General features: G+C 69.6%; 18 protein-coding genes. 11 read left to right on the forward strand and 7 right to left on the reverse strand.

Features of this window, described 5'->3' with window-relative positions:
* Positions 1–16: 16 nt before the first annotated feature.
* Positions 17–970, forward strand: a complete 954-nt coding sequence (locus OO63_RS27140) for a sigma-70 family RNA polymerase sigma factor (RefSeq protein ID WP_030356659.1) — start codon at positions 17–19, stop codon at positions 968–970.
* Between the two features lie 233 nt (positions 971–1,203).
* Here OO63_RS27140 and OO63_RS27145 read toward each other — a convergent pair whose 3' ends face one another.
* The 4 genes from OO63_RS27145 to OO63_RS27160 all read right to left on the reverse strand — a co-directional run bounded on the left by OO63_RS27145 (position 1,204) and on the right by OO63_RS27160 (position 10,051).
* A complete protein-coding gene (locus tag OO63_RS27145) occupies positions 1,204–2,268 on the reverse strand; it encodes a PucR family transcriptional regulator (protein ID WP_030356660.1) in 1,065 nt (354 codons plus the stop codon).
* Positions 2,269–2,399: 131 nt separating this feature from the next.
* Entirely contained in the window at positions 2,400–7,226 is a 4,827-nt protein-coding gene (locus tag OO63_RS27150; protein WP_030356661.1) for a DNA repair ATPase, read from the reverse strand.
* A 120-nt stretch (positions 7,227–7,346) separates the two neighbouring features.
* A complete protein-coding gene (locus OO63_RS27155; RefSeq protein WP_030356662.1) occupies positions 7,347–9,359 on the reverse strand; it encodes an SPFH domain-containing protein in 2,013 nt (670 codons plus the stop codon).
* Between the two features lie 62 nt (positions 9,360–9,421).
* Positions 9,422–10,051, reverse strand: a complete 630-nt coding sequence (locus OO63_RS27160; protein ID WP_030356663.1) for a hypothetical protein — start codon at positions 10,049–10,051, stop codon at positions 9,422–9,424.
* Positions 10,052–10,789: 738 nt separating this feature from the next.
* On the opposite strand from OO63_RS27160, the gene OO63_RS41675 reads away from it, so the two are divergent.
* Positions 10,790–11,497, forward strand: a complete 708-nt coding sequence (locus OO63_RS41675; RefSeq protein ID WP_267885469.1) for an aldo/keto reductase — start codon at positions 10,790–10,792, stop codon at positions 11,495–11,497.
* 71 nt (positions 11,498–11,568) lie between these two features.
* Here the strand turns inward: OO63_RS41675 and OO63_RS27170 are convergent, their stop codons facing one another.
* The 3 genes from OO63_RS27170 to OO63_RS27180 form a co-directional block, all read right to left on the reverse strand.
* On the reverse strand, positions 11,569–11,943 hold the full coding sequence (locus tag OO63_RS27170; RefSeq protein WP_030356664.1) for a hypothetical protein: 375 nt from the start codon (positions 11,941–11,943) through the stop codon (positions 11,569–11,571).
* Positions 11,943–12,182, reverse strand: coding sequence for a hypothetical protein (locus OO63_RS27175; protein ID WP_030356665.1), 240 nt, complete (start codon positions 12,180–12,182; stop codon positions 11,943–11,945). The genes OO63_RS27170 and OO63_RS27175 overlap by 1 nt, the downstream gene beginning before the upstream one ends.
* A gap of 699 nt (positions 12,183–12,881) precedes the next feature.
* Complete coding sequence (locus OO63_RS27180; protein ID WP_030356666.1) at positions 12,882–13,073, reverse strand: hypothetical protein; 192 nt, start codon at positions 13,071–13,073, stop codon at positions 12,882–12,884.
* A 141-nt stretch (positions 13,074–13,214) separates the two neighbouring features.
* Between OO63_RS27180 and OO63_RS27185 the strand changes: the two genes are divergently transcribed.
* The 9 genes from OO63_RS27185 (at position 13,215) to OO63_RS27225 (ending at position 20,551) form a co-directional block, all read left to right on the forward strand.
* Positions 13,215–13,745: an RNA polymerase sigma factor gene (locus OO63_RS27185; protein ID WP_030356667.1), complete on the forward strand. Its 531-nt coding sequence runs from the start codon at positions 13,215–13,217 to the stop codon at positions 13,743–13,745.
* On the forward strand, positions 13,742–14,305 hold the full coding sequence (locus tag OO63_RS27190) for a hypothetical protein (protein WP_030356668.1): 564 nt from the start codon (positions 13,742–13,744) through the stop codon (positions 14,303–14,305). Before OO63_RS27185 ends, OO63_RS27190 begins: the two co-directional genes overlap by 4 nt.
* 332 nt (positions 14,306–14,637) lie before the next feature.
* Complete coding sequence (locus OO63_RS27195; RefSeq protein ID WP_234311020.1) at positions 14,638–15,591, forward strand: beta-ketoacyl-ACP synthase III; 954 nt, start codon at positions 14,638–14,640, stop codon at positions 15,589–15,591.
* A gap of 143 nt (positions 15,592–15,734) precedes the next feature.
* The gene (locus tag OO63_RS27200) at positions 15,735–16,022 is read left to right on the forward strand and encodes an acyl carrier protein (protein WP_030356670.1); all 288 of its coding nucleotides are present in this window, start codon (positions 15,735–15,737) and stop codon (positions 16,020–16,022) included.
* Between the two features lie 43 nt (positions 16,023–16,065).
* A complete protein-coding gene (locus OO63_RS27205) occupies positions 16,066–16,974 on the forward strand; it encodes an alpha/beta fold hydrolase (protein WP_030356671.1) in 909 nt (302 codons plus the stop codon).
* 53 nt (positions 16,975–17,027) lie between these two features.
* Positions 17,028–18,020, forward strand: a complete 993-nt coding sequence (locus tag OO63_RS27210) for a 3-oxoacyl-ACP synthase III family protein (protein WP_030356672.1) — start codon at positions 17,028–17,030, stop codon at positions 18,018–18,020.
* A 26-nt stretch (positions 18,021–18,046) separates the two neighbouring features.
* A complete protein-coding gene (locus tag OO63_RS27215; protein ID WP_030356673.1) occupies positions 18,047–18,298 on the forward strand; it encodes an acyl carrier protein in 252 nt (83 codons plus the stop codon).
* A 131-nt stretch (positions 18,299–18,429) separates the two neighbouring features.
* On the forward strand, positions 18,430–19,284 hold the full coding sequence (locus OO63_RS45595; protein ID WP_030356674.1) for an alpha/beta fold hydrolase: 855 nt from the start codon (positions 18,430–18,432) through the stop codon (positions 19,282–19,284).
* Positions 19,285–19,315: 31 nt separating this feature from the next.
* Positions 19,316–20,551 carry a glycosyltransferase gene (locus OO63_RS27225; RefSeq protein ID WP_051811236.1) on the forward strand — a complete coding sequence of 412 codons (1,236 nt, stop codon included), beginning with the start codon at positions 19,316–19,318 and terminating at the stop codon, positions 20,549–20,551.
* The last annotated feature ends 358 nt before the right edge of the window (positions 20,552–20,909 follow it).

A 20,909-nucleotide genomic window follows, 5' to 3' on the forward strand; every position in this document is an offset into this window, starting at 1 on the left:
CCGCCAGGGGGTTCGCGTGGACGGCACCGCCACTGATCGCTTCGACCTCAGTCGGTTCGAGGCCAGCCGGAACCGGCTGGCCTCGCTGGCCTACCGTCTGCTCGGCTCGGCCGCCGACGCCGAAGACTCCGTTCAGGACGCGTTCCTGCAATGGCAGGCCGCCGACCGGCAGCTGATCAAGGTGCCGGAGGCATGGCTGACCAAGGTCGTCACCAACCTGTGCCTGGACCGGCTCCGCTCGGCACAGGCCCGCCGTGAACGCGCCGTCGGCTCCTGGCTGCCCGAGCCGCTCCTCGACGGCGACCCGATGCTCGGCCCCGCCGACACGTTCGAGCAGCGCGAATCGGTCTCCCTGGCCGTGCTGACTCTCGTCGAACGCCTGTCACCCGTCGAGCGGGCCGTCTACGTCCTGCGCGAAGCGTTCTCCTACAGTCACGCCGAGATCGCCGAGATCCTCGACATCACCAAGCCCGCAAGCCAGCAGCACCTCCACCGGGCCCGGCACCGCATCACCGCCGCACGCCGCAGCGGCGGCGAAGCCGACCCGGCATCCGCCCGCAGGATCGTCGAGGAATTCCTCGCCGCTGCCTCCTCGGGCCGCACCGAACGGCTGGTGGCGCTGCTCACCGACGACGCGACCGCGATCTCCGACGGTGCGGGCCTGACCGAGAAGCTTCTGCGGTACGACACTCCGCAGCGCATCGCCGCGATCGCACAGGCGGGCTTCAAACCCACCACTGCGAAGCGGCGTTTCGCCGACGCCACGATGAGGGTGCACTACGCGCTCGTCAACGGCGCCCCCGCCACTCTCTTCGTGGTCGGCGGCCAGGTCGTCGGAGCGGTGACGTTCGACATCGCCAACGGCAAGATCGCAACCGTGCGCGGCATCGCCGCCCCCACCCGCATCGCCCGCCTCACCGAAGCCTGGCGGCAGCACGAGTCGGACACGCCGCTCATCGCCCAGTGGTAACGGGCCTGCGTTTCCCAGGTGGTCGCCTGTGAAACGGCACGCCGCCCGCAACCTGCGCCGCCCCCGCGGGCTCGCCGGGCCGCACGGCATGGGCGAGGTGGCCGTGCAGGACCACACCGCCCGCTTCCGGCTGGTGTGTCAACGCGCCAAGGGCCGGGCGCTCACGCATCGGTCGCCCGCGTCAGGTGCCGAAGCCGCGACGGCGGACGCGAGAGTGCCCGGGCCTCCTGCCGTCAGAACTGCTGGACCGGCCAGTCGAGGAGCCGTGCGCCGATCACCGCGGTCTGCAGCGTGTAACGCTGCATCGGGTCGGCCGGATCGGCGCCGGTGAGGCTGCGGATGCGCGACAGGCGGTAGGTGAAGGCGCGCACGCTCAGCGAGAGTCGGCGGGCCGCCTCCGCCGCGACGCAGCCCGAGTCGAAGTAGGCGGTGAGGGTGTCGACGAGTGGCTGTGCGCCGCCGCGGGCGTTCTGCAGCGGTCCGAGTGTGTTGAGCACGAGGTCGGCCATGGCTTGGCGGTCGCGGGTGAGGACGGGGTAGACGAGGAGGTCGGCGGCGTGCAGGACGGGGGCGTCGAGTTCCAGGCGTGCTGCCAGGTCCAGGGCGTTGAGAGCTTCCTCGTACGACTGGACGACGCCGCCCGGGCCGGGCTGGGGGCGCCCCAGCGCGACGCGGCCGCCGTCAGTGGCGGCATAAGCCTGCTTCGCGAAGTAGGCGAGGACGTCGCTCTGGTCGCCGGGGGCGATGCAGATGAGGCAGCCGTCCTTGGTGGTGAGCAGGATGCTGCGGTCTCCGAAGCGGCCGATCAAGGCCCGCTCGACGTCGCGGGGCACGGCGTCGCCGTCTTCATAGCCGGTCTCCCCCTGGGCCACCGCGACGGCGTGCTCGTAGGAGAGGCGCAGTCCGAAGCGTTCCGCACGCTCGGCGAGCAGGCCCAGGTCGCTGCGTCCGTAGAGCAGGTCGTCGATGAACTCACGCCGCGTGGCCTCCTCCTGGCGCACAGCCAGACGCAGGGCTCGTTCATGGCCCTCCGCGAAGGCGTCGAGGGCCTGGGTGGCGACGGCGAGGACGCTGTCGGCTGACGTCGCGTCGCCGGGCCAGTTCACGCGGGTCGCGGTCAGGTGCGCCGTGATCAGGGTGCGCAGGCCGTGACCCGCTTCGGCGGCCCGCTCCCCGAGGGCCCGTCGGGAGTCGAGCTCGTCGCGGGTGAGGCGCCGCCCGGTCGCGGCGGCGTCCGCGAGGATGGGGGCGTACCCGGCCAGGTACTCCTCCGGTATGTCGTCGTCCTGTGCTGCCACGCTCGCCCCCGGGTTCTTCTTGATGGTTCCTTCACGCCTTTCTAGCGCAGCCCCGGGGCGCGCGTACCAGCGGGTGCGGGTGTCGTTGCCGGAGTCCGGCAATCCGGGAGGGCGGTCGGCCGAGAACTTGATCACGGGCGCTGGGCGTGTCGGGCGGCGGGGTTGGCGAGGGCGTTCCGCGGGTCGGCGGCCCTGGTGATGGCGGACTCCACGGCTGCGACACGGTCGGCGAGCAGGCCGAGGGCGGCGACGGCGCGGATCAGGGGGTCCTCGTCAGGGCCGCCGAGGGTGCTGGTCCGGACGTGGGTCGCCTTGATCTCTGCCCAGCGGTCGGCCTGGGCCGGTGTGAGGGTGCCGCGCAGTTCGGCGAGCTTGAGGAGATTGGACTCGGCGCCGGTGGTGAGCGTCTGCGCCTCGCCGGTGTAGTGGTCGTCGATCACCGCGGCGAGCTCGGCGTCGTTCATGGCCGGGTCGATGCGGGCGGCGATCTTGTTCATGTCCCGGTAGGAGCCCTGGAGATGGAAGGGTGGCTCGGTGCGGTTGGCGTCGTCCTGTCCGGCCGATGCGATGTACGCGGCGTTCACCGCGAGGACGGTCGTGCGCGCGGTCAGCAGGTGTCGGAGCACGGCCACGATGCGCTCCACCTCGGCGGGGGCATACGGATGTGTGAGCAGGTCGGTGCGCGCGGTGGGGTCGTTCTCCGCGAGGCGGATCAGCAGGTCGAGGTCGGTGCGGTCGCGCCCGGCGAGGGGGGCGAGGACCGGGTGGGCGGTGAGGGCGTTCTCGACGAAGCTGACGGCGAAGGCGTCCTCCTTGCCGGTCAGGACGTCACCGAGGTTCCACACGTCGGCGCGGTTGGCGAGCATGTCGGGGATGCGGAAGCGGGTGCCGGACTCGGTGTAGGGGTTGCCCGCCATGCAGACCGCGAAGCGCTTGCCCCGCAGGTCGTACGTGCGTGAGGCGCCGTCCCAGACCCCTTCCATGCGGCGCTGGGCGTCGCACAGGGAGATGAACTTCTGCAGGAGTTCGGGCGAGGTGTGCTGGATGTCGTCCAGATAGAGGAGGACGTTGTTGCCCGCTTCGAGCGCGAAGTTGACCTTGTCGACCTCCTGGCGGGCGGTGGCGTTGGGGGCCTCGGCCGGGTCGAGGGAGGTGACGGCGTGGCCGAGGGCCGGTCCGTTGACCTTGACCAGGACCATGCCGAGCCGGTCGGCGACGTACTCCATGAGCGTCGTCTTGCCGTATCCGGGCGGCGAGACGAGCAGCAACAGGCCCCCTGCGGAGCCGAGTTGCTTGCTGAGGCTGTCGCCGATGAGGGGCAGGTACACCTCATCGATGAGGCGGTTGCGCACGAAGGCCGACATGACCCTGGGCCGGTATTCGTCCAGGCGGAGCCGGGCGCGCTCGGCGGCGACGAGCTCGGTGCGCCGGGCCTGGTACGCACGGAAGCCGGGCGCTGTCCGGGTGCGGAAGTCATGGGCGCGGGCCAGGAGTTCGTCGATGCGGACGGTGAGACGGCGGGCGGTGACGCGCGGGTGCGTACCGAGAAGTCCCTCCACGGTCTCGGTGAGCGGAGCGGCGCAGTCGTAGCGGTCCAGGTCCGGGCAGAGTTCGACGGCGACGGCCTCGGCCAGGTCGACACTCTCGCCCGCGGCGGTCGTGTACGCGGACAGCCAGGCCTCGGCCAGTTGTCGTCGCTTGGACACGTCGGTGATGGTGGCCAGGTCGGCCTCGTACGCGGAACTGTCCATGGCGCGGCGGAACTTGTCGAGGAAGGTGCGGGTCGCCGTCGAGGTGATGAAGCCGACGGGTGCGGTGGTGAGTTCGTCGAAGAGGTACGCGGCAGCCGGCGCACCCACGTGGGTGGCGAGTTCGGCGCGGAAGTCGTCGATGGCGGGCGCGAGGCCGAAGGTGTCGCGGGCGCGGGCCAGGGACACCGCACGCCGGGTCCACACCTCGCGGTCTTCCGGCGGGGTGTCATGGGCCCAGAACATCTGGGCGGCCGCGCGCGCTTCGGGGGTGTGGCGCAGCAGGCCCGCACCGTCGTGCAGGCGCAGGAGCGCGGTCAGGATCAGCGTCGCGTCGTGGTCGTGGACACCGCGTTCATGGCCTTCGTCGTACGCCGCCTCCGCCGCCGCGCGCACGAGGGCGGGCAGGTCCTCGCAGGCGGCCAGGGCTGTGGGGCCGTGTTCGTCGAGGAGGCGGGCCGCGAGATGTTCGGCCCGGTAGATCTCGGGCGTCTCGGAGGGCAGCAGCTGGCCCCAGTAGGGGCGCAGGTCGGTGAAGGACGGGTCGGTGACGGGGGAGCGGTAGTCCGTGCCGGTCAGGGCGAGAGCCATGCCGGTGCCGTCGGCGGTCGGGACCAGCGTGAGGTCGAGCGGCTGGGTGTTGACGGCGAAACGGTGACGGCCCAGGCGGATGGTGTCGCCGTCGTACAGCTCGGTGCGGTCGCGCAGGGAGCGTGCGGCCTCCTGCCGGGCGGCGGCGAGACGCCCCTCCAGCTCGTCGGCCCGGACCTGGTCGCCGAGACCGCGCAGCTCGTCGACCGTACGGCGGACCTTGCCCACCATCGGATCGGAGCCGAAGTACGTGTGGACCTCGTCGGCGGAGGTGAGCGTGGCCAGCCGGCGGGTGATGGTGTCCAGGACGCGTCCGGCCGATGTCGCGAGGCGTTCCGTGTGCCGGGCCGTGGAGTCGATGAGGGTCTGCTTGCGGGAGGCGAACGCCTCGTAGACCTCGGTGCGTTTGGCGTCCAGCTCGGTGAGGAAGTCGTCGGCTTCGGCGAACCGCCCTTCCAGGTTCTCCAGTTGGAGAAGGAGGCGGGCCAGTTGGTCGTCGCAGCTCTCGGGGGTGGTGGCGGTGGCGAGCGCCCCGGTGACGGCTTGACCGAGCAGGGAGAACTCGGCGGCGAATTCGGCGCGCCCCTCACGCGTGGCCAGTTCGCGGCGGCGGGCGTCGAGGGTGGCGCGTGCGCGGTTGACGCCCGCGAGGACCTCGCCGACGCGCTCCAGGATGCCGGTGCGGACGGTCGCGTGGTCGATGTCGAGGCCGGCGACGACCTCCGTGACGGTCTGGAGCTGTTCGGTGAGTTCCTGGAGGCGGTCGGAGATCGGCGTGGCCTCGGCGGCCGCGGCGATCTCGGAGGCGTCGACGGTGAGCTGCTCGATGTCGGTGTGGTGGGCGGCGAAGGCGTCCGCGCGCCCCAGGAAAGCGACGGCACGGTGCCCGGCCGCAGTGATGTCGCCGGCCAGGTCGTCGGCCAGCGAGTCGATGCGGTCCTCATCGGCGTACCGCATGTCCTTCAAGGTCAGCAGACGGCCCTGCGCCTGCCGGAGCTCGGTGATCCGCTCGACCCATTCGGGGGCGGTGCGCGGTGCCTCGCCGCGGATGCGGCGAACGAGGGCGGCGATGTGCACGGCGGATTCGGCGAGCGCGTCGGTGGCCTGCCGGGTGAGGGCCTGGACGGTCTCGAACTCGGTGAGAACCTGTTCGGCGGTGGCGCGGATCGCTTCGAGAGGCGTGCGCAGGTCTCCCAGCTCGCTCTCGCCGAGCCAGTGAGAGGAGTCGGCGGCCCGGACGCAGGACGCGGCCAGCGTCTCGTACATCCCGGAGGTGGGCGTGGTGCCGGTGACGGCGCGGGCGATGGAGAGGCAGTCGGAGATGCCACGCACGAGGTCGGCGTTGCCGACGCGGGCGAGGGGCCCCTCGCCGACGGGCTCGGCCGCCGCGTGGGTGTCGGAGACGTACGGAGACTGCCAGCTCTGCAAGGGGTGCACACGGGAGGGTTCGTCCGCGTCGGCGCGTAGCACGGTCAGGGTGCCGTCGTCGAACAGCGCGTACCCGTGGCAGGACAGCGGGGTCGCGATCTCCTTGCGGATCATGTTGTACGAAAGGAGGAGGTTGCGCCCCGCCGCGCGCGCGTGGAAGGCGAAAAGGACGTCCTCGCCGTTGGGTGAGCGCACCGCGCGCTCGAATGCGAGGTCGGCGGTGTCGATGCCGTCGAAGACCTTGGACGCTCCCATGGCCAGGCAGTAGCCGCCGGGGAAGATGATGCCCTGGTCCTCGGGGAGGCGCCGGCAGGCCTGTCCGATGCCGTCGAGGCGTACGACGGTCTTGGTGAGGGTGTTGAAGACGAGGTGACGCCAGGCGTCCTCCTTGTAGGGACGGACGCGCAGCAGGATCAGGGCGCCCACGCGCGCGTGGGCGACATCCGCGTCCGCGAGGGACTGAAGCGGTTCGTCGACCGGCTCTTCGTACACCCCCGCTCCGGTCTCCGTGTCGTCCTCGGTCTTGACCGTGAGCGTGCCGCCGACCGTCTCGACGAAGACCTCGCCGCCGATGGAGATGTGCGGGTGGCGGCCCAGGACGTGATCCTCACGGGTCGCCTCGGTCCACGTGAAGTCATGGGACGGCGGGAAGATGTGGTCGCGCTCGCCGCGCGCGTCCAGGAACTCCGCCCGGCCGTCGGTCGACAGCGCCCAGCGCAGGACCCGGATGTCCGCTGCCTTCTCCCCGGTCTGGAAGACGGCGAGCAGCTTGTCCTCGACGCGGCGGAGTTGGCGCAGGCGGGCGCCACGGTAGTAGCGGAAGAGGGCGGCGAACTCCCGCTCGAAGGCCGGATCGTCGAGGAGGCCGGGGACCGCGTCCTCAGGCAGCCGGTTCAGGCCACGGTCGTGCAGCGCGAAGACATGGCCGACCGCGGTATGGGGCTTCGGCCCCGGATTGACGTGGTAGCCGAAGAGGAGGACGTCACCGATGGCGACAATGTCGCGGGGCACACAGCTGTGCTCGGTGCGGATGCTCTCGGTGCCGGTGAGCGTGAGCTCGGTGGAGCCGAAGGCTGCCACACGGCGTTCGTTGAGGGCGGCGGCGCGTTCGGCCAGCATCCGGGACTGGGCCGCGAGCCGGTCGCGCAGTACCTCGTACGTTCCCGCGTCCAGACCAGTTCCGGCGTCCATGCCCGGCTTCCTTCCGTGTGGCGTATCGGTGTGCGTGTGCGTGTGCGTGTGCGTGTGTGTGCGTGTGCGTGTGTGAGGCCGGGGCCGCTCACCCCCGTAGAGCGGCCCCGGCCGGTCTGGTCAGCCCTTGAGCGAGCCGTTCAGCTCGGCGAGCGGCATGTCCGCGAGGCCCAACTGGCCTGCCTTGTCGAGCAGCTCACGCAGCTGCCCGGCCTGCTCGCCGCCGCCCTTCATGAGCCTCATCAGCAGGGCGGAGACGGTGAGATTCTGCACGTCGGAGGTGGAGACGGAACCGAGCAGCCGGGTGAGGTCGTCGGTGAAGCTCGCGGTGCCGTCGAGCCACGGGCCGGCCAGGGCCTGTGCGGTCTCGGAGTTCTGGACGAATCCGTCGACGCTCTTGCCGAGCGAGATCGAGGAGACGAGGCGGTCGAAGAAGACCGACTCACCGCCGACGATGCTGATGTCGGCGTTCTCCAGGCCGGTGGCAAGGACCGTCGCCTGTGCCTCGGCGACCTGGCGCTGCACTTCGATCCCGGCCAGGCGGACGTCCTTCTCGGCCTCCAGGCGGAGCCGGTACTCCTCGTGGGTGCGGGAGGCCTCGTCCAGCGCGGCCATCGCGGCCGCCTTCTCGGTCAGGCCCGCGGCCTCGGCCTTGAGCTTGGCCTCGATGCCCTCGGCCTCCGCGCGCATCCGGGCCTCGGTGGCCTCGGCCTCGGCACGGCCCGCCTTCTCGACGGCGTCGGCCTCCTTCTCCCGGACCTGTACCGCGGCCAGGCCCTCGGCGGCGCACTCCGCCTGCACGCCCTCGGCCAGCCGGAGCTTGGCCTGTGCGTCCAGGTCGGATGCCTTCAACCGGGCTTCGGCGAGGGTCAGTTCCTCGGCCGCACGGTGCGTGGCCGCCTGCTCCGCGGCCTCCGCCGCCTTGATGCTCTTGACCAGGCCTTCCTGTGCCTGTGCCTCCGCGGCGATGATGACGGCCTGGCGCTCGCGCTCCGCCTCCTCCACGGCGCGCAGCTTCTTGATGGACTCCTCCTGCTCGGCGACCGTGCGGTCGACGGCGACGCGCTCCCGTACGACCTCGGCGATCTCACGCTTCTCCGCCTCGACCTCCTTCTCGGCGGCGATGCGCGTCAGCTCGGTCTCCCGGTCGCGGGCGATGACTTCAAGGAGGCGGTCCTTCTCGATGCGCTCGTTCTCGATGGCGATGACCCGCTCGCGGTTCTTCTGCGCGACGGCCACCTCCCGGGCCTGGTTCTCACGCTGCACACCGAGCTTCTCCTCGGTGGCGAGGAAGGCGCTCTGTGCGCGCAGCCGCTCCTCCTCCACCACCCTCGCCGTCTCGGCTTCCTCGCGCGCCCGCACCGTGTCGACCTCGCGCTTCTGCTTGATCTCGGCATCGGCCTGACGGCGTTCCAGCTCCAGGATGGCCTCGCGGGCGTCGACGTTCTGCCGGGTGATCTCCTTCTCTTCGTGGCGCGTGTACTCGTTGGTGCGCACGTGCTCGACGGCCGTCAGCTCGGTGATCTTCCGGATGCCCTGGGCGTCCAGGATGTTGGACGGGTCGAGCTGGTTCAGCGGCGTCTGCTCCAGGTGGTCGATCGCCGCGTCCTCCAGGCTGTAGCCGTTCAGATCGGTGCCGATGACCTGGATGATGCGGTCCCGCAGCTCGTCGCGCTTGGTGTACAGATCGGCGAAGTCCATCTGCTTGCCGACGGTCTTGAGCGCCTCGGAGAACTTGGCGTTGAACAGCTCCTGCAGCGTGTTCTGGTCGCTGGCCCGCGCCGTGCCGATGGCCTGCGCGACCCGGATCACGTCCTCGACGGTCTTGTTGACGCGTACGAAGAACGAGATGCGGATGTCGGCGCGGATGTTGTCACGGCAGATCAGACCGTCACGGCCGGTCCGCGTGATGTCGATGGTCTTCACCGAGATGTCCATGACCTCGGCCTTGTGCAGCACCGGCAGCACGACCTGTCCGGTGAAGGTGACATCGACCTTCCGCATCTTGGAGACGATCAACGCTTTCCCCTGTTCCACCTTGCGGAACAAGCGGGTGACCGTGAACAGCAGCACGATGACGATGAGCAGGACAGCGGCGACGGACACGCCGATGCCCAGGGTGATGGCATCCATGTGAAGTCCTCAGAGTTCCCGGGGCCTTCGGAGCACCGGGGGATTGATGAGAAGAGCCTGCGTCAGCCGTGGTCGGCGCGCGGGCCGGGGTCGAGCGCCGCCTCGTAGGGCGCGGCCCAGAAGAACTCGCCTGTGTCGTCGTAGGCGTACAGCAGCGCACTGCTGCCGGCGGACAGCGCGGGCTCGCCGGCCCGCGGATCCTGCCTGACCTGGACGACGGCGACAGCGCCGTCCCTGGCCTCGACCTCAGCCTGACCGAACTCCGCGTTCACCCACCCCGTGCGGATGGTGCAGATCGACCCGATGAAGTCGTGCCGGGACGGCCCGGGTTCGTCAGGGAAGAGCTTCGCCAAGGGGCGTACCAGACCGCGCGCCACCCACCAGGCGACCAGCAGGGAAAGCAGCAGCAGGGCGATGTGGGCCACCGCGTGGGTGAGTCCGGACAGCCCGGCCCGTCCGATCGACACGGATCCGGTGAGGCTGATGAACCAGGCGGTCACGACGGTCAGCGACACGGTCACCGTGACCGGCACTCCGCCGAGTCCCGCTGCGTCGAAGTCCACGTCCGAGTCGAAGCTGTCGGCGCCGGCCGCACCGAGCGCGACGAGCAACCAGAAGGCAAGGACGACGACCAGAGCAGAGCTGAAGACGACGGTGGGAAACCCCGTGGCGGCACCGAGAAACTCGCCCATCACACGTCCCCCCTCGCTGTTGCAGCTCCGGCCCCGACGCCGGGTTCGCTTCCTCAACCCGGCATCGGGGCCAGGCCCCCGTCTCTGCCGGAACCATCATGGGGCGGTGGGCGTGCCTGGCGCATTGCCGTGTTCCGGCAATCTTTACGCATCGTTGATGCCGGTCGGCGATACGTTTCAGCGCCCGCTCAAGTTCCGCACCCCTGGCTGGCGGGGCAGGGACCTGTGCGGGCCCCACCTGCTTCTTTGCGTCCCATCGGCCCACCGCTGCCCGATTGGCCTCGACAGCATCGGGGGACGTAACCGCCCACTGGGTCGCCAGCGTTCGGCAGTCACCGCCGACGACAGCCCGGCCGTCCCCATGCATGCGTCGACTGGAGGCCATCGGGGGCATCCCCAGGCGAAGCTCGACCACGACGACACCCAGGACTCCAGCCTGACTTCGCGATCTTGTCGCCGACCCTGCTGCGAGCGGGCCGGGCGCGGTGCTGCTGTACCCGCTGGTGAAGACGGCCGGGAGATACGCGGTGTCCGGGCCCTGCCGCGACCTGCTGCCGTTGGACCGCTTCCCCCTCACCCGTTCCCCTCACCCGTTCCCGCCGCGCCTGACCCGCCGACGCCTACGGCACCGGGCACAACGAGGTGCTGGTGGGCCGGGCCGTCCACCGCCGCCGGAACCAGGTGCAGCTGGCCACCAAGTTCGGCATCGACCGCAGCGCCGGCGGCTAGGCACGCCACATCCGCGGTGCCCGGGACTACGTGCTGCGCTCCTGCGACGCCTCGCTGCTGCGGCTGGGCGTCGAGGTGATCGACCTGTACTACGCCCACCGCCCGCCCCAGGACGTGGAGATCGAGGAGACCGTCGGGGCGATGGCCGAGCTGGTCGAGGCAGGCAAGGTCCGCCATCTGGGCCGGTCCGAGGTCGACGGCGAACTGCTGGGCCGGGCGCACGCGGTGCACCCGATCACCGCGGTGCAGAGCGAGTACTCGCTGTGGACCCGCGACGTCGAGGCAGTCACCCCGGTGTTGGCCGAGCTGGGGGTCGGTCTTGTGCCGTACTCGCCGCTGGGGCGGGGGTTCCTGACCGGCGCCCTGGACCGCTCCACACTGGGCGAGAAGGACTTCCGGCGCACCAACCCCCGCTTCGCCGGCGAGGCGGGGGAGGCCAACGAGAAGATCGCGCAGACCGTGCGCGAGGTGGCTGACCGGCTGGGCGCCACCCCGGCCCAGGTGGCGCTGGCATGGGTGTATGCCCAGGCCGAGCGGCTCGGGGTGGCGGTGGCTACCATTCCGGGCACCCGCAGCCCTGCCCGGCTGGAGCAGAACGCGGCCGCGCTGGAGCTCACCCTGGACGCCGAGGCGCTGGCCGCGCTGGACCCGCTGAGCGACCAGGTAAGGGGCGAGCGCTACGCCCCCGCGCACACCGCTGAGGTCGCTCGGGGTTAGGACTCCAGTCCGACTTCGCGATCTTGTCGGGGACCCGGCCGGGAACGGGTACGGCGAGGTTCGAAGCCCTGTCAGACCCGCCACGTACGGATGCGGTCGGATGCTTGGTAGACGGTGGCCTTGCGGCCCTGGATGTCACGCACCAGCTCGACCAGCGCCCCGTACGGCGGGTCGATGCCCTCCCCGCAGGCATGCATATAGGCGACGGCGACCTGGCAGGCATACAGCGAGTTCCGATACGGCAGCGGCTCAAGCCGCACCACCGTGTGCAAGAGCGCAGCCGCCCGCCAGGCGGCATCGGGCGGAGTAACGCCGGGACGGGGGATGCGGGTCTTGTGGCGAGCCACCGCAGCCACCAGAGCGGAGTAGTCCGCCACTGTCACATCCTCGGGAACTGCCTGTTCCTGGACGTCGAGCAGCCAGGCAACGTCGATGTGCAGCACCATCAGGCGGCTTCGGCTCCCCGCTGACGACCGGCCGGGGGCACCTCGTCGGGGAAGGCCTCGTCGAACTCGCCCCGATGCTGCTCCCCCCAGGAAACGGCGTACCGCACGAACTGCGCCCGCTGGCGCTCACGCAGCGACAGATCATGGACGTACTGCTTGAGGGAGACCCCTGCGGCGGCCGCGGCGGCCCGCAGTTCCTCCATCTCCTCGTCGCTGTAACTGATGTTCAAAGACGGCATACCCTGATGGTACCTACTAGGTACCTGATGCGGCACGGAAAGGTGTCGGACCGGGCGACCTGGACCGCCTCTAGGCTCCGTAACCCCGATACAACGCCCCCTCCGACCGCGGCGTGCTCACTCGCGAACTGCATCGCTCCCACCAGCGCTCCCGCTCCCGCCCGTGCGGGCTCTGAACGGCTGGACGGGTGCCGGTGCGAAGATGCGATGCGTCTCTGCACCGCGTGGATCGGTCTCCGGGCGGCCTACCGACACGGCTACCGACTCCAGCCGCTGGGCGGGGTCCTCCAACGCTGGGCAGCACTCGTCGGCTGCACTGCAGACTCTCCGCCGCATCAGCGAGGCCGCACCGCCGCGCGGACGGCCGTGCTGCCCGTCCGCATGGGCGCGGGCAGGGCGGGGCGCAGTCGTGTCGAACGTACGCGCTGCTCCCCGGCGGGCGCCGCCTCGCGGTGTCGCCCAAGCGCGGCGTGTCCGCGGTCGAACCGTGCGCTGAACCTGCAGCGCGAGTGAAGTCACCGGGCGCATATGGATGTTGCTTCGCCTGCTCCGCGGGATCGTCCACGAAGTCGCCCCCAACCGATTCGTCTGCCGGCCCCTTATTACTCCGACGGGTGCAGGCGACGAGAGGGGCCCACAGATGGGACTCTGGAGGACCTTGGCCGGAAGTCTCCTCCACCGCGGTGGAGGCTTCTGGTCCTACATGACCGAGCGGACGAAGAGCCGCACGGCCATCGAGTTGGAGCGGGAGCGCAACGCGGCCACCGCGAACGTCATCCCGTTGCTGCCCCCGGGCATCGACTTCATGGAGTCCGAGGACGGCGGGCGCACCCGGGTGATCCGCACGGCTCCGCAGACCTCGCCCGACAGCACCACCGAGGCCCCGCCCACGCCTTCCTCTCCCCTGCCTGTCAATGAACCGGATACCTCAGCACCCGCCCGGCTCGCTCTCCAACGAGCCGACGGAGGATCGGCTCCGATCACCACGCCGCACGGACGCCAGGACAACCTTCCAGTGAGCGAGCCGCCCAGGTGAACGAGAACCTCAAAGATCTCTACGACAACGAGGTCATCGACCTCTTCCGCGGAAACTACTCGATCATGCTGGGGTCGCTCATCCGCAGAGGAGTCCCAAAGCCGATCGCCGAAGAGATCGTCAACGACACCTTCGCAGCAGTCCGTCGCAGATGGCCCAAAATCCGAGGCGGTCGCCCCCTCAACTACGCCTACGTCATTGCGCAGAACGAGAGCAAGAAATGGTGGCATCAAAAACAGAAGGAGGATAACCACCTCTATCACGGCGAATGCGACGCACAATGCGAACGTGATGAAATTAATGAAATCATCAACCGCCTAACCCTGAAGCAGGCGATCGCCGACCTGTCACCACGAGAGCAAGAAGTCATTCAGCTCCGATTCTTCGAACAACTCACGGTGAAAGAGTCCGCCGAGAAGCTCGGGATTTCGGAAGGATCAATCAAAAGCTACACCCATACCGCCATCAACAGGCTGCGTAAGCAAGTCGATCTGGACTGCAAAGGGAACGGGGAGGAGGGGAAGTGAACACGGACGAGGAGAACATTCACACCCAGGAGAATAATTCCCCTGAAGAGGAGCGCGTCACGGCATTCATGCAGGCCCTCCAGCGGATGCACGAGGACCCCGCTGAGGCTGCCCGCATCGACAAAATCATTGAGGACGCCGAGCACCTCACCGACGAAACCGTCAGACAAGATCTGCCTCTCGCCGTCCACATCCACAACCAGGGCGGCAGCTACGTCGTCAACCTTTCCCCTTCTTTCCGGCGCATCCTCGACGAACCGGATCCACGCAAATCAATCCGCCAGAGAATCAAACTGAGGCGCCCCAACAATCGGACTCTTTGGCAGCTGGGATTGATCCCGACTATCGTCGCTCTGAGCGCCATCCTCGCCACCTTCATGTCAGGCCATGAATCGCAAAGACTTTGGGCAGTCGTCACATCCGCGGTCTCTGTGATTGCGCTGATTCAGGTTTGGGCCATGGAGAGATTCAATGCTCAGACTCGGCGGCCAAAAACAGAATGGCGAGTCGAGATCTCACATTCAAAGGAAGTGGAGGCGAGAGAGTTCAATAATCTCTGATTAGCGCTTGGGCACATCAGGAAGGTCTGCCATCCAAGCATTCAACGCGCCACACCCGCGAGTGGTTGCGCCACACCTGTTGCACTAGATAGTGCACGACACTTCGGCGTCGGCTGTGCCGTTGGCGGGCACGCGGTTCGCGCCCATCCGTGGGATGAGCTCGCCCGATCGGGTGGATGGCCACAAGTGTTGACGGTTCGAGAAGTTTCGGCGCTCTACGGTGGCGACGGCGCTGAATGTGCCGTTTATGCCAAGCCGTTGGTTGGAGTTCGATGTCGTCTCACCCGGCCGCAGTCGTTGCGGGAACCGGCGCGCATCTGCCACGGCGCGTCGTGGGCAACACCGATGATCCCCTCGCCCGGCTCGACACCACGGACGAGTGGATCCGGTCGCGTACCGGAATCAAGGCGCGGCGATGGGTCGAACCCGGGGAGAGCACGGGCGATCTCGCCGTGCAGGCGGGTCACCAGGCGCTGCGCAGCGCGGGGATCAAGGGCGTGGACCTGGTGCTTTTGTCCACGACCACCCCGGACCACCACTCTCCGGGCACGGCGCCATGGGTCGCGGCGCAGTTGGGATTGGGCACAGTGCCCGCCTTCGATGTCGCGGCTGCGTGTGCGGGGTTCACCTACGCCGTCGCGGCCGGTGATGCCTGGATCAGAGCCGGAATGGCGGACAGTGTCCTGGTGATCGGCGCGGAGACGTTGTCCACGATCACGGACAAGTCCGACCGCGGCACGGCCGTCGTCTTCGCGGACGGGGCGGGCGCCGTCGTGCTGCGGCGCGGCACCGTCGAGGAGGCGGGCGCGGTCCTGGCCACGCGCCTGGGGAGCGACGGCACACAGAAGGACCTGGCGATCATCGCCGCCGGCGGGGCGCGCTGGCCGGAGGAGAATCAGACCGCGGCCCGCGGCGAGCGATGTCTACGCATGCAGGGCCCACAGATGTTCACGCACGCGGTGCGCCGTATGACGGAGGTCTCCCGGATGCTCCTGGAGACGGTCGGCTGGCAGGTGTCCGATGTCGAGGCGTTCATCGGGCACCAGGCCAACCAGCGCATCCTCGACAAGGTCGCCGACCTGGTCGGCATCCCGCCCGCTCACTGCCTGGGAAACCTCCACCGCGTCGGCAACACCTCCTCCGCCTCCATTCCACTCGTCATGGACGAGGCGGTGCGCGACAAGTCGGTGAGCCCCGGCGCCCGCACCCTGCTGACCGCCTTCGGTGGGGGAGCGGTGTGGGGAGCGGTCGCGATGACGTGGCCCGACATCCAGGTGTCGCACTGACCGCTCGTATCAAGACAGCGAACCCGACCGCTCACATCGAAGAAAGAGATCCGACCGCTCACATCGAAGATGCCGGCCCGTGGTCCCACGACTGCCTGCCGTCTCGACATCTACGTCTTGTTCTGTGAAAGGGAGCCACGAGCATGGACGCACACAGCCCGGAACCACTGGACTTCATCACCGCCTACCTGGCGCAGACCTTCGCGGTGCCGCCGGAGAAGCTCACCGCCGAGGCCACCTTCGCCAGCCTCGACCTGGACTCCATCGCCCAGGTGGAACTCTTCGTCACCCTCTCCGACCACTACGGCGTGGAGTTGGACGACTCCCAGGCGTCCGGAAGGCTCACACTCGGCCAGACCGCCGATCTCCTGCGCGCCGAGCTGGCCCGGGCGCGCGTCGGCGGCGCGTCCGCCATGCGGACCCACGGCTGATCACAAACCCGCTGTCGCCGTCCATCGAGCAAGCCGGGAACCCATGAGTGACATCACCAGGCGCACGCTGCAGTACGACGGGCTGTCCTTCTCCTACCAGTTGATCCGCGCCCGCAGTCCCTCGACGGAGCCCGTTCTGGCCATCGGAGGAGTGCTGCAGGGCATGCACGGCTGGTCCCTCATGCAGCAGCACGTTCTTCCCTACGCCGACCTGGTCTCCGTGGATCTGCCGGGCTCCGGGGAGGCGACCCCCCTGCGTCCCCGGCAGAAGATGGAGACGATGTGCCGTGCCGTCGAAGTCATCCTCGACGACCTCGATGTCGCGCGCGTCAACTTCCTCGGCTACTCCTTCGGCTCAGCGGTCGCCTACCGGTGCGCTCAGAACCGCCCCGAACGCATCGCCCGGCTGGCCTTGGGTGGCGTACCGGTACGCATCAGCGACAGGCTGATCGAGCTGTGGACGCGTGGGGCGGCACGCATGAAGGCGGGCGACGCCGAAGGACTGGTGGACATCCTGATGGAGATGTTCCTGTGCCCGCCTGGCCGGGCCCCCGTCCACAACCGGGACATCGTGCGCCGTCTGGTGCGGCGCATGACGCTGCGCGCGCTGACCGACAACCCTCACGGATTCGTCACCATGGAGCGGTCCGTGCTGGAGAACCTCGACCCGGTCGGAGGCCTGGACGGCGTTCCCACTCTCGTCTTCTGCGGAGAGCACGACACCATCAGCACCCTGACCGAACAGCGGGACTTCGCCTCCGGCATCGAGGACTGCCGGTTCGCCGCGATCGCCGAGGCGGACCACTGGGTCTTCCTGGAGCGCCGTGCGGAAGCCAGCGACCTGGTGATGCGCCACTTCACCGAACGACCACTGACCGAGTTGCCCTACGCGCTCGGCGGAAGCGCCACAGGTCCGACGGCGCCCGACCCATCGGCCGCCGCCGTCCGCTGACCGGACCCAAGTCGGAGGCAGCCGCCCGGTCCCAGTGACATCAAGGAGCATGCGTGACAGAGACGATTCTGTGCGGGCTCGGGAGTTGGCTGCCGCCGACCGTGGTGGACAACACCCACATCATGGCGCCCCAGACAGCTGACTTCGTGCGCCGCCGCCTGGGTATCAGCCGGCGCCACCGGGTCACCCCGGGCACCGCGACCGTCCACCTCGCGCACGAGGCGGGCCGTCGCGCGCTGAGCTCCGCCGCGGCAGAGGAGGTCGACGCACTCGTCCTGGCCACCACGACTCCCGACCGGCTCTGCCCGGCGGCGGCCCCCGAAGTCGCCAGCCTCCTCGGCCTGACCGGCATCCCGGCCTTCGACGTCAACGCCGGCTGCTCGGGATTCCTGTACGCCTGCGAACTCGCGCGCGGCCTGATCAGCACCGCCCGCACCAGCAGCGTCCTGGTCATCGGCGCGGAGTGCGCGTCGGCGATGGTCAATCCGAACGACCCCAGCACCGCACCGCTCTTCGGCGACGGTGCCGGGGCCGCCGTCCTGCGGGCGGCCCGGCCGCACGAGACACCCACGTTCGGTGCGGCTGTGTGGGGAAGCGACGGCTCTCTCGCCGACATCATCGCCATCCCCGCCGGCGGTGCCCGCCAGCGAACCCCCGTCGACGCGGCCGACGAGATGTTCCTGCACATGCGCGGCAGCGACGTGCTGCGCAACGCCGTGCGCCGCATGAGCGACGCGGTACGCGACGTCACGGCCGCCACCGGATGGGCGCTGGACGAAGTGGACGTACTCCTCGCCCACCAGGCGAATGCCGCCATCACCCACGCCGTCGCTGCCTCTTTGGGCTTCCCCACCGAGCGGATGCCGTCCAACATCGCAACCGTCGGCAACACCGCGGCCGCCTCAATCCCCCTGCTGCTCGCACACGCCGCGGCCGACGGCACGCTCAAACCCGCCCAGCGCGCCGTCCTCGTCTCGTTCGGCAGTGGCCTGACCTGGGCCGCCGCCACTGCCACCTGGCCCTCGGACATCACCCCCCATACCTGACACCGCTCCTGGAAGGAGCCCTGCGCATGGCCGACATGCTCACCATCGTCATGGACACCCTCACCAACGCGGCGGCCCTGCCGGCGGGACCCGTCACCCCCGAGGCGACCCTCGCGGAGGCCGGGGTGGACTCCATGGCTGTCGCAGTCCTCGCCATGGTCCTGGAGGAGGACCACGGCCTGGTCATCCCCGAATCCGACATCACCGGCCTGTCCAGCACCTCCACCCTCACCGAACTGGCCGCCTTCCTCGAGCACTACCAGGTGACCACCGCATGACCTCCGCACCCTGCGCCGCCGTCACCGCGAGAGCGCCGTACGCTGGCGCCGCCATGACGGCCCCGTGGGCTGCTGCCACCACCGCGACCGACCACCTCATCCCCTGGCGGGGCGGAAGTTACAGCTGCCGTGTGACCCTTCCCCGCACCGCGCCGGCCTCGGTCCCTGTGCTCGTTCTCGGCGGCGGCCTGCAGAACCGCCACTCCTGGTCGCGCCTTGAACGCCACCTCGGTCACCGGCACCCCCTCCTCATCCCGGAGCTGCCCCCGGCCCGGTGCCGTTCCGACCTGACATGGGACGACCTCACCGACGCCGCGCTCCGTGCCACGGACCATCTCGGGATCGGGCACTTCGCCACTCTCGGTGTCTCTTCCGGCTACCCCGTCGCCTACCGGCTCGCGCAGCAGCACCCCGAACGTCTCACCGCTCTGCTGCTCTTCGGCGCCTCTCCCCGCCCGGGGCCGCGCCTGACCGCACTCATCCACGAAGGCATCCGTCGGCAGGCGCCCACCGCGTCCCCGGTCCCGCTCCGGGAAGCCGCAGGTGACCCGCACGGGGCAGCCGCCGGACAAAGGGAATCCGCCGAGCAACTCGTCGACGTCCTGACCAACCCCCAAGCGGGCAGCGGTTGCCTGATGATCCGGGCCGCCGCCCGCGTACTGCTCAGGCAGCTCGCCGACTCCGACCAGGACCCCCTCGTCCGGTACGTCACGGACCGCGGACACCTCCTCCTCGACCAACCCCTCCCCGAAGGGGGAATCGAGCATGTGCGCGCCCTCGTCGGCGTAGGTGAACACGACACGATCACCACGATCGACGACAACCGCGCCGTCGCCCGGACCATCGGCGACGCCACCCTCGCGGTGATGAAGCACGCCGACCACCTGCTGCACATGGAACGCGACGCCGACTTCGCCGACCTCATCGGCCGCTTCCTCCACCAGCAGCCCCTCACCACCAGGGACACCACCACCACACCTCCTTGACCCGCCTTCATGACCGTTCGGAGCACTCACCGTGGACCCGACACCACTGGACGGCCCCGCCCTGCGCGTGCTGCTCACCACCTGGGGCACGATGGGCGACGTAGCCCCCTACACCGGACTCGCCGTCGGGCTGCGGAACGCCGGCCACGACGTCACCGTCGTCACCTCCACCCGCTATGCCCCCCGCTTCAGCGCCCGCGGCCTGCGGGTACGTGACATCCCCCTGGACCACCAGCAAGAGTTGACAGGCCGCGCGAAACCCTGGCGTGAACGCCTGCGCAACGGGCAGGACATCGCCTCCACCTCCGCGCAGGTCCTCCTGGAGACAGCCGCCGAGGGGACCGACATCCTGCTCGCGCATCCCCTGATGCACCCGCTGTGCTCCGTCATCGGGGAAGGGCTGCGCGTGGCATGCCGCGGCGTGTACACCGTCACGCACGCCATGATGCTGCCGGGACTGATGGTCGCCGCGCCCTGGAGAGGGCACACGCTCGCCGACACCACCGTGAAGCTGCTGCTCAACCCCATGTACGCACCCGCCGTGCGCGAGCTCCGCCGCGAACTCGCCCTGTCCGAGGGCCGGGTCGAGGCCCTCTCCCGTACGCTGCGGCACCACCCCGCTTGGTACGGCATCAGCGATGCCCTGCTGCCCCTGCGCTACCCCCTGCCTCCCGGACACCACACCACCGGCTACTGGCCCCCGGCCCGCCCGCCCGGCTGGAAACCCGACAGCCGGCTGCGGGACTTCCTCGACAACGGCCCGGCCCCTGTCTACTTCGGTTTCGGCAGCATGCACCGCGTCGATCGCGAAGCCCTCGGCCGGACTATCACGGCCGCCGCCCAGAAGCTGCGCGTCCGCGCCGTCGTCCAGGCGGGGTGGGCGGAACTCTCCGGGCATACGGACGACGTCCTCACCATCGGCGAATGCCCCCACGACTGGCTCTTTCCGAGAATGAGGGCAGCTGTGCACCACGCCGGCCCCGGCACGGTCCACGCTTCCCTGAACGCCGCCGTCCCCACCCTCCCTGTCCCGATGGGCCTGGATCAGCCCTACTGGGGCGCGCGCCTGACAGCCCTGGGCCTGACCCCCGCCGCCATCCCGGCGCGTCGTCTCACCGCCGACCGCCTCACGCACTCGTTGGCGCAGCTGCTCCAGCGGGAGTGCTTCCGCGACAGAACCCGAGCCGTTTCCGCGAGCATGCGGCAACAGCCCGGAATCGCGAACCTGCTCGCCCGCCTGAGCTCGACCGGCCGACTCCACCACTGAGCTCGTGTTCTTAATCGTGGCAACCGGCACAGCCCCGTACCCCGTCAGTCCCCCTATTCGGTCGGAGGCGGGGGCGGCGCGTCGGGGAGAGTGGGCTCGCCAGGCTCCATTGGCAGAAGTTCCCCCGGCTCCGCCGGCTGCGGAGCGTCCGGGTCAGGCTGATGCGGAGTGCTCACTTTCGGACTCCTTCAGTCGTCGGTCCAACTGGAAGGGATGCTCCCGCGTCCAGCGGCACGCGACCCCCTGCCCTTCGACGCCGATGCGGCCGGGGCAGGAGGAGGACATGCGCGACAGCGGTGCGGCTCACTCCCGGGCAAACCCGAGCGGCGACACGAGCAGGAGGACAACGTGAAGCGCG

This window comes from Streptomyces alboflavus, assembly GCF_000716675.1.
Classification (GTDB): domain Bacteria; phylum Actinomycetota; class Actinomycetes; order Streptomycetales; family Streptomycetaceae; genus Streptomyces; species Streptomyces alboflavus.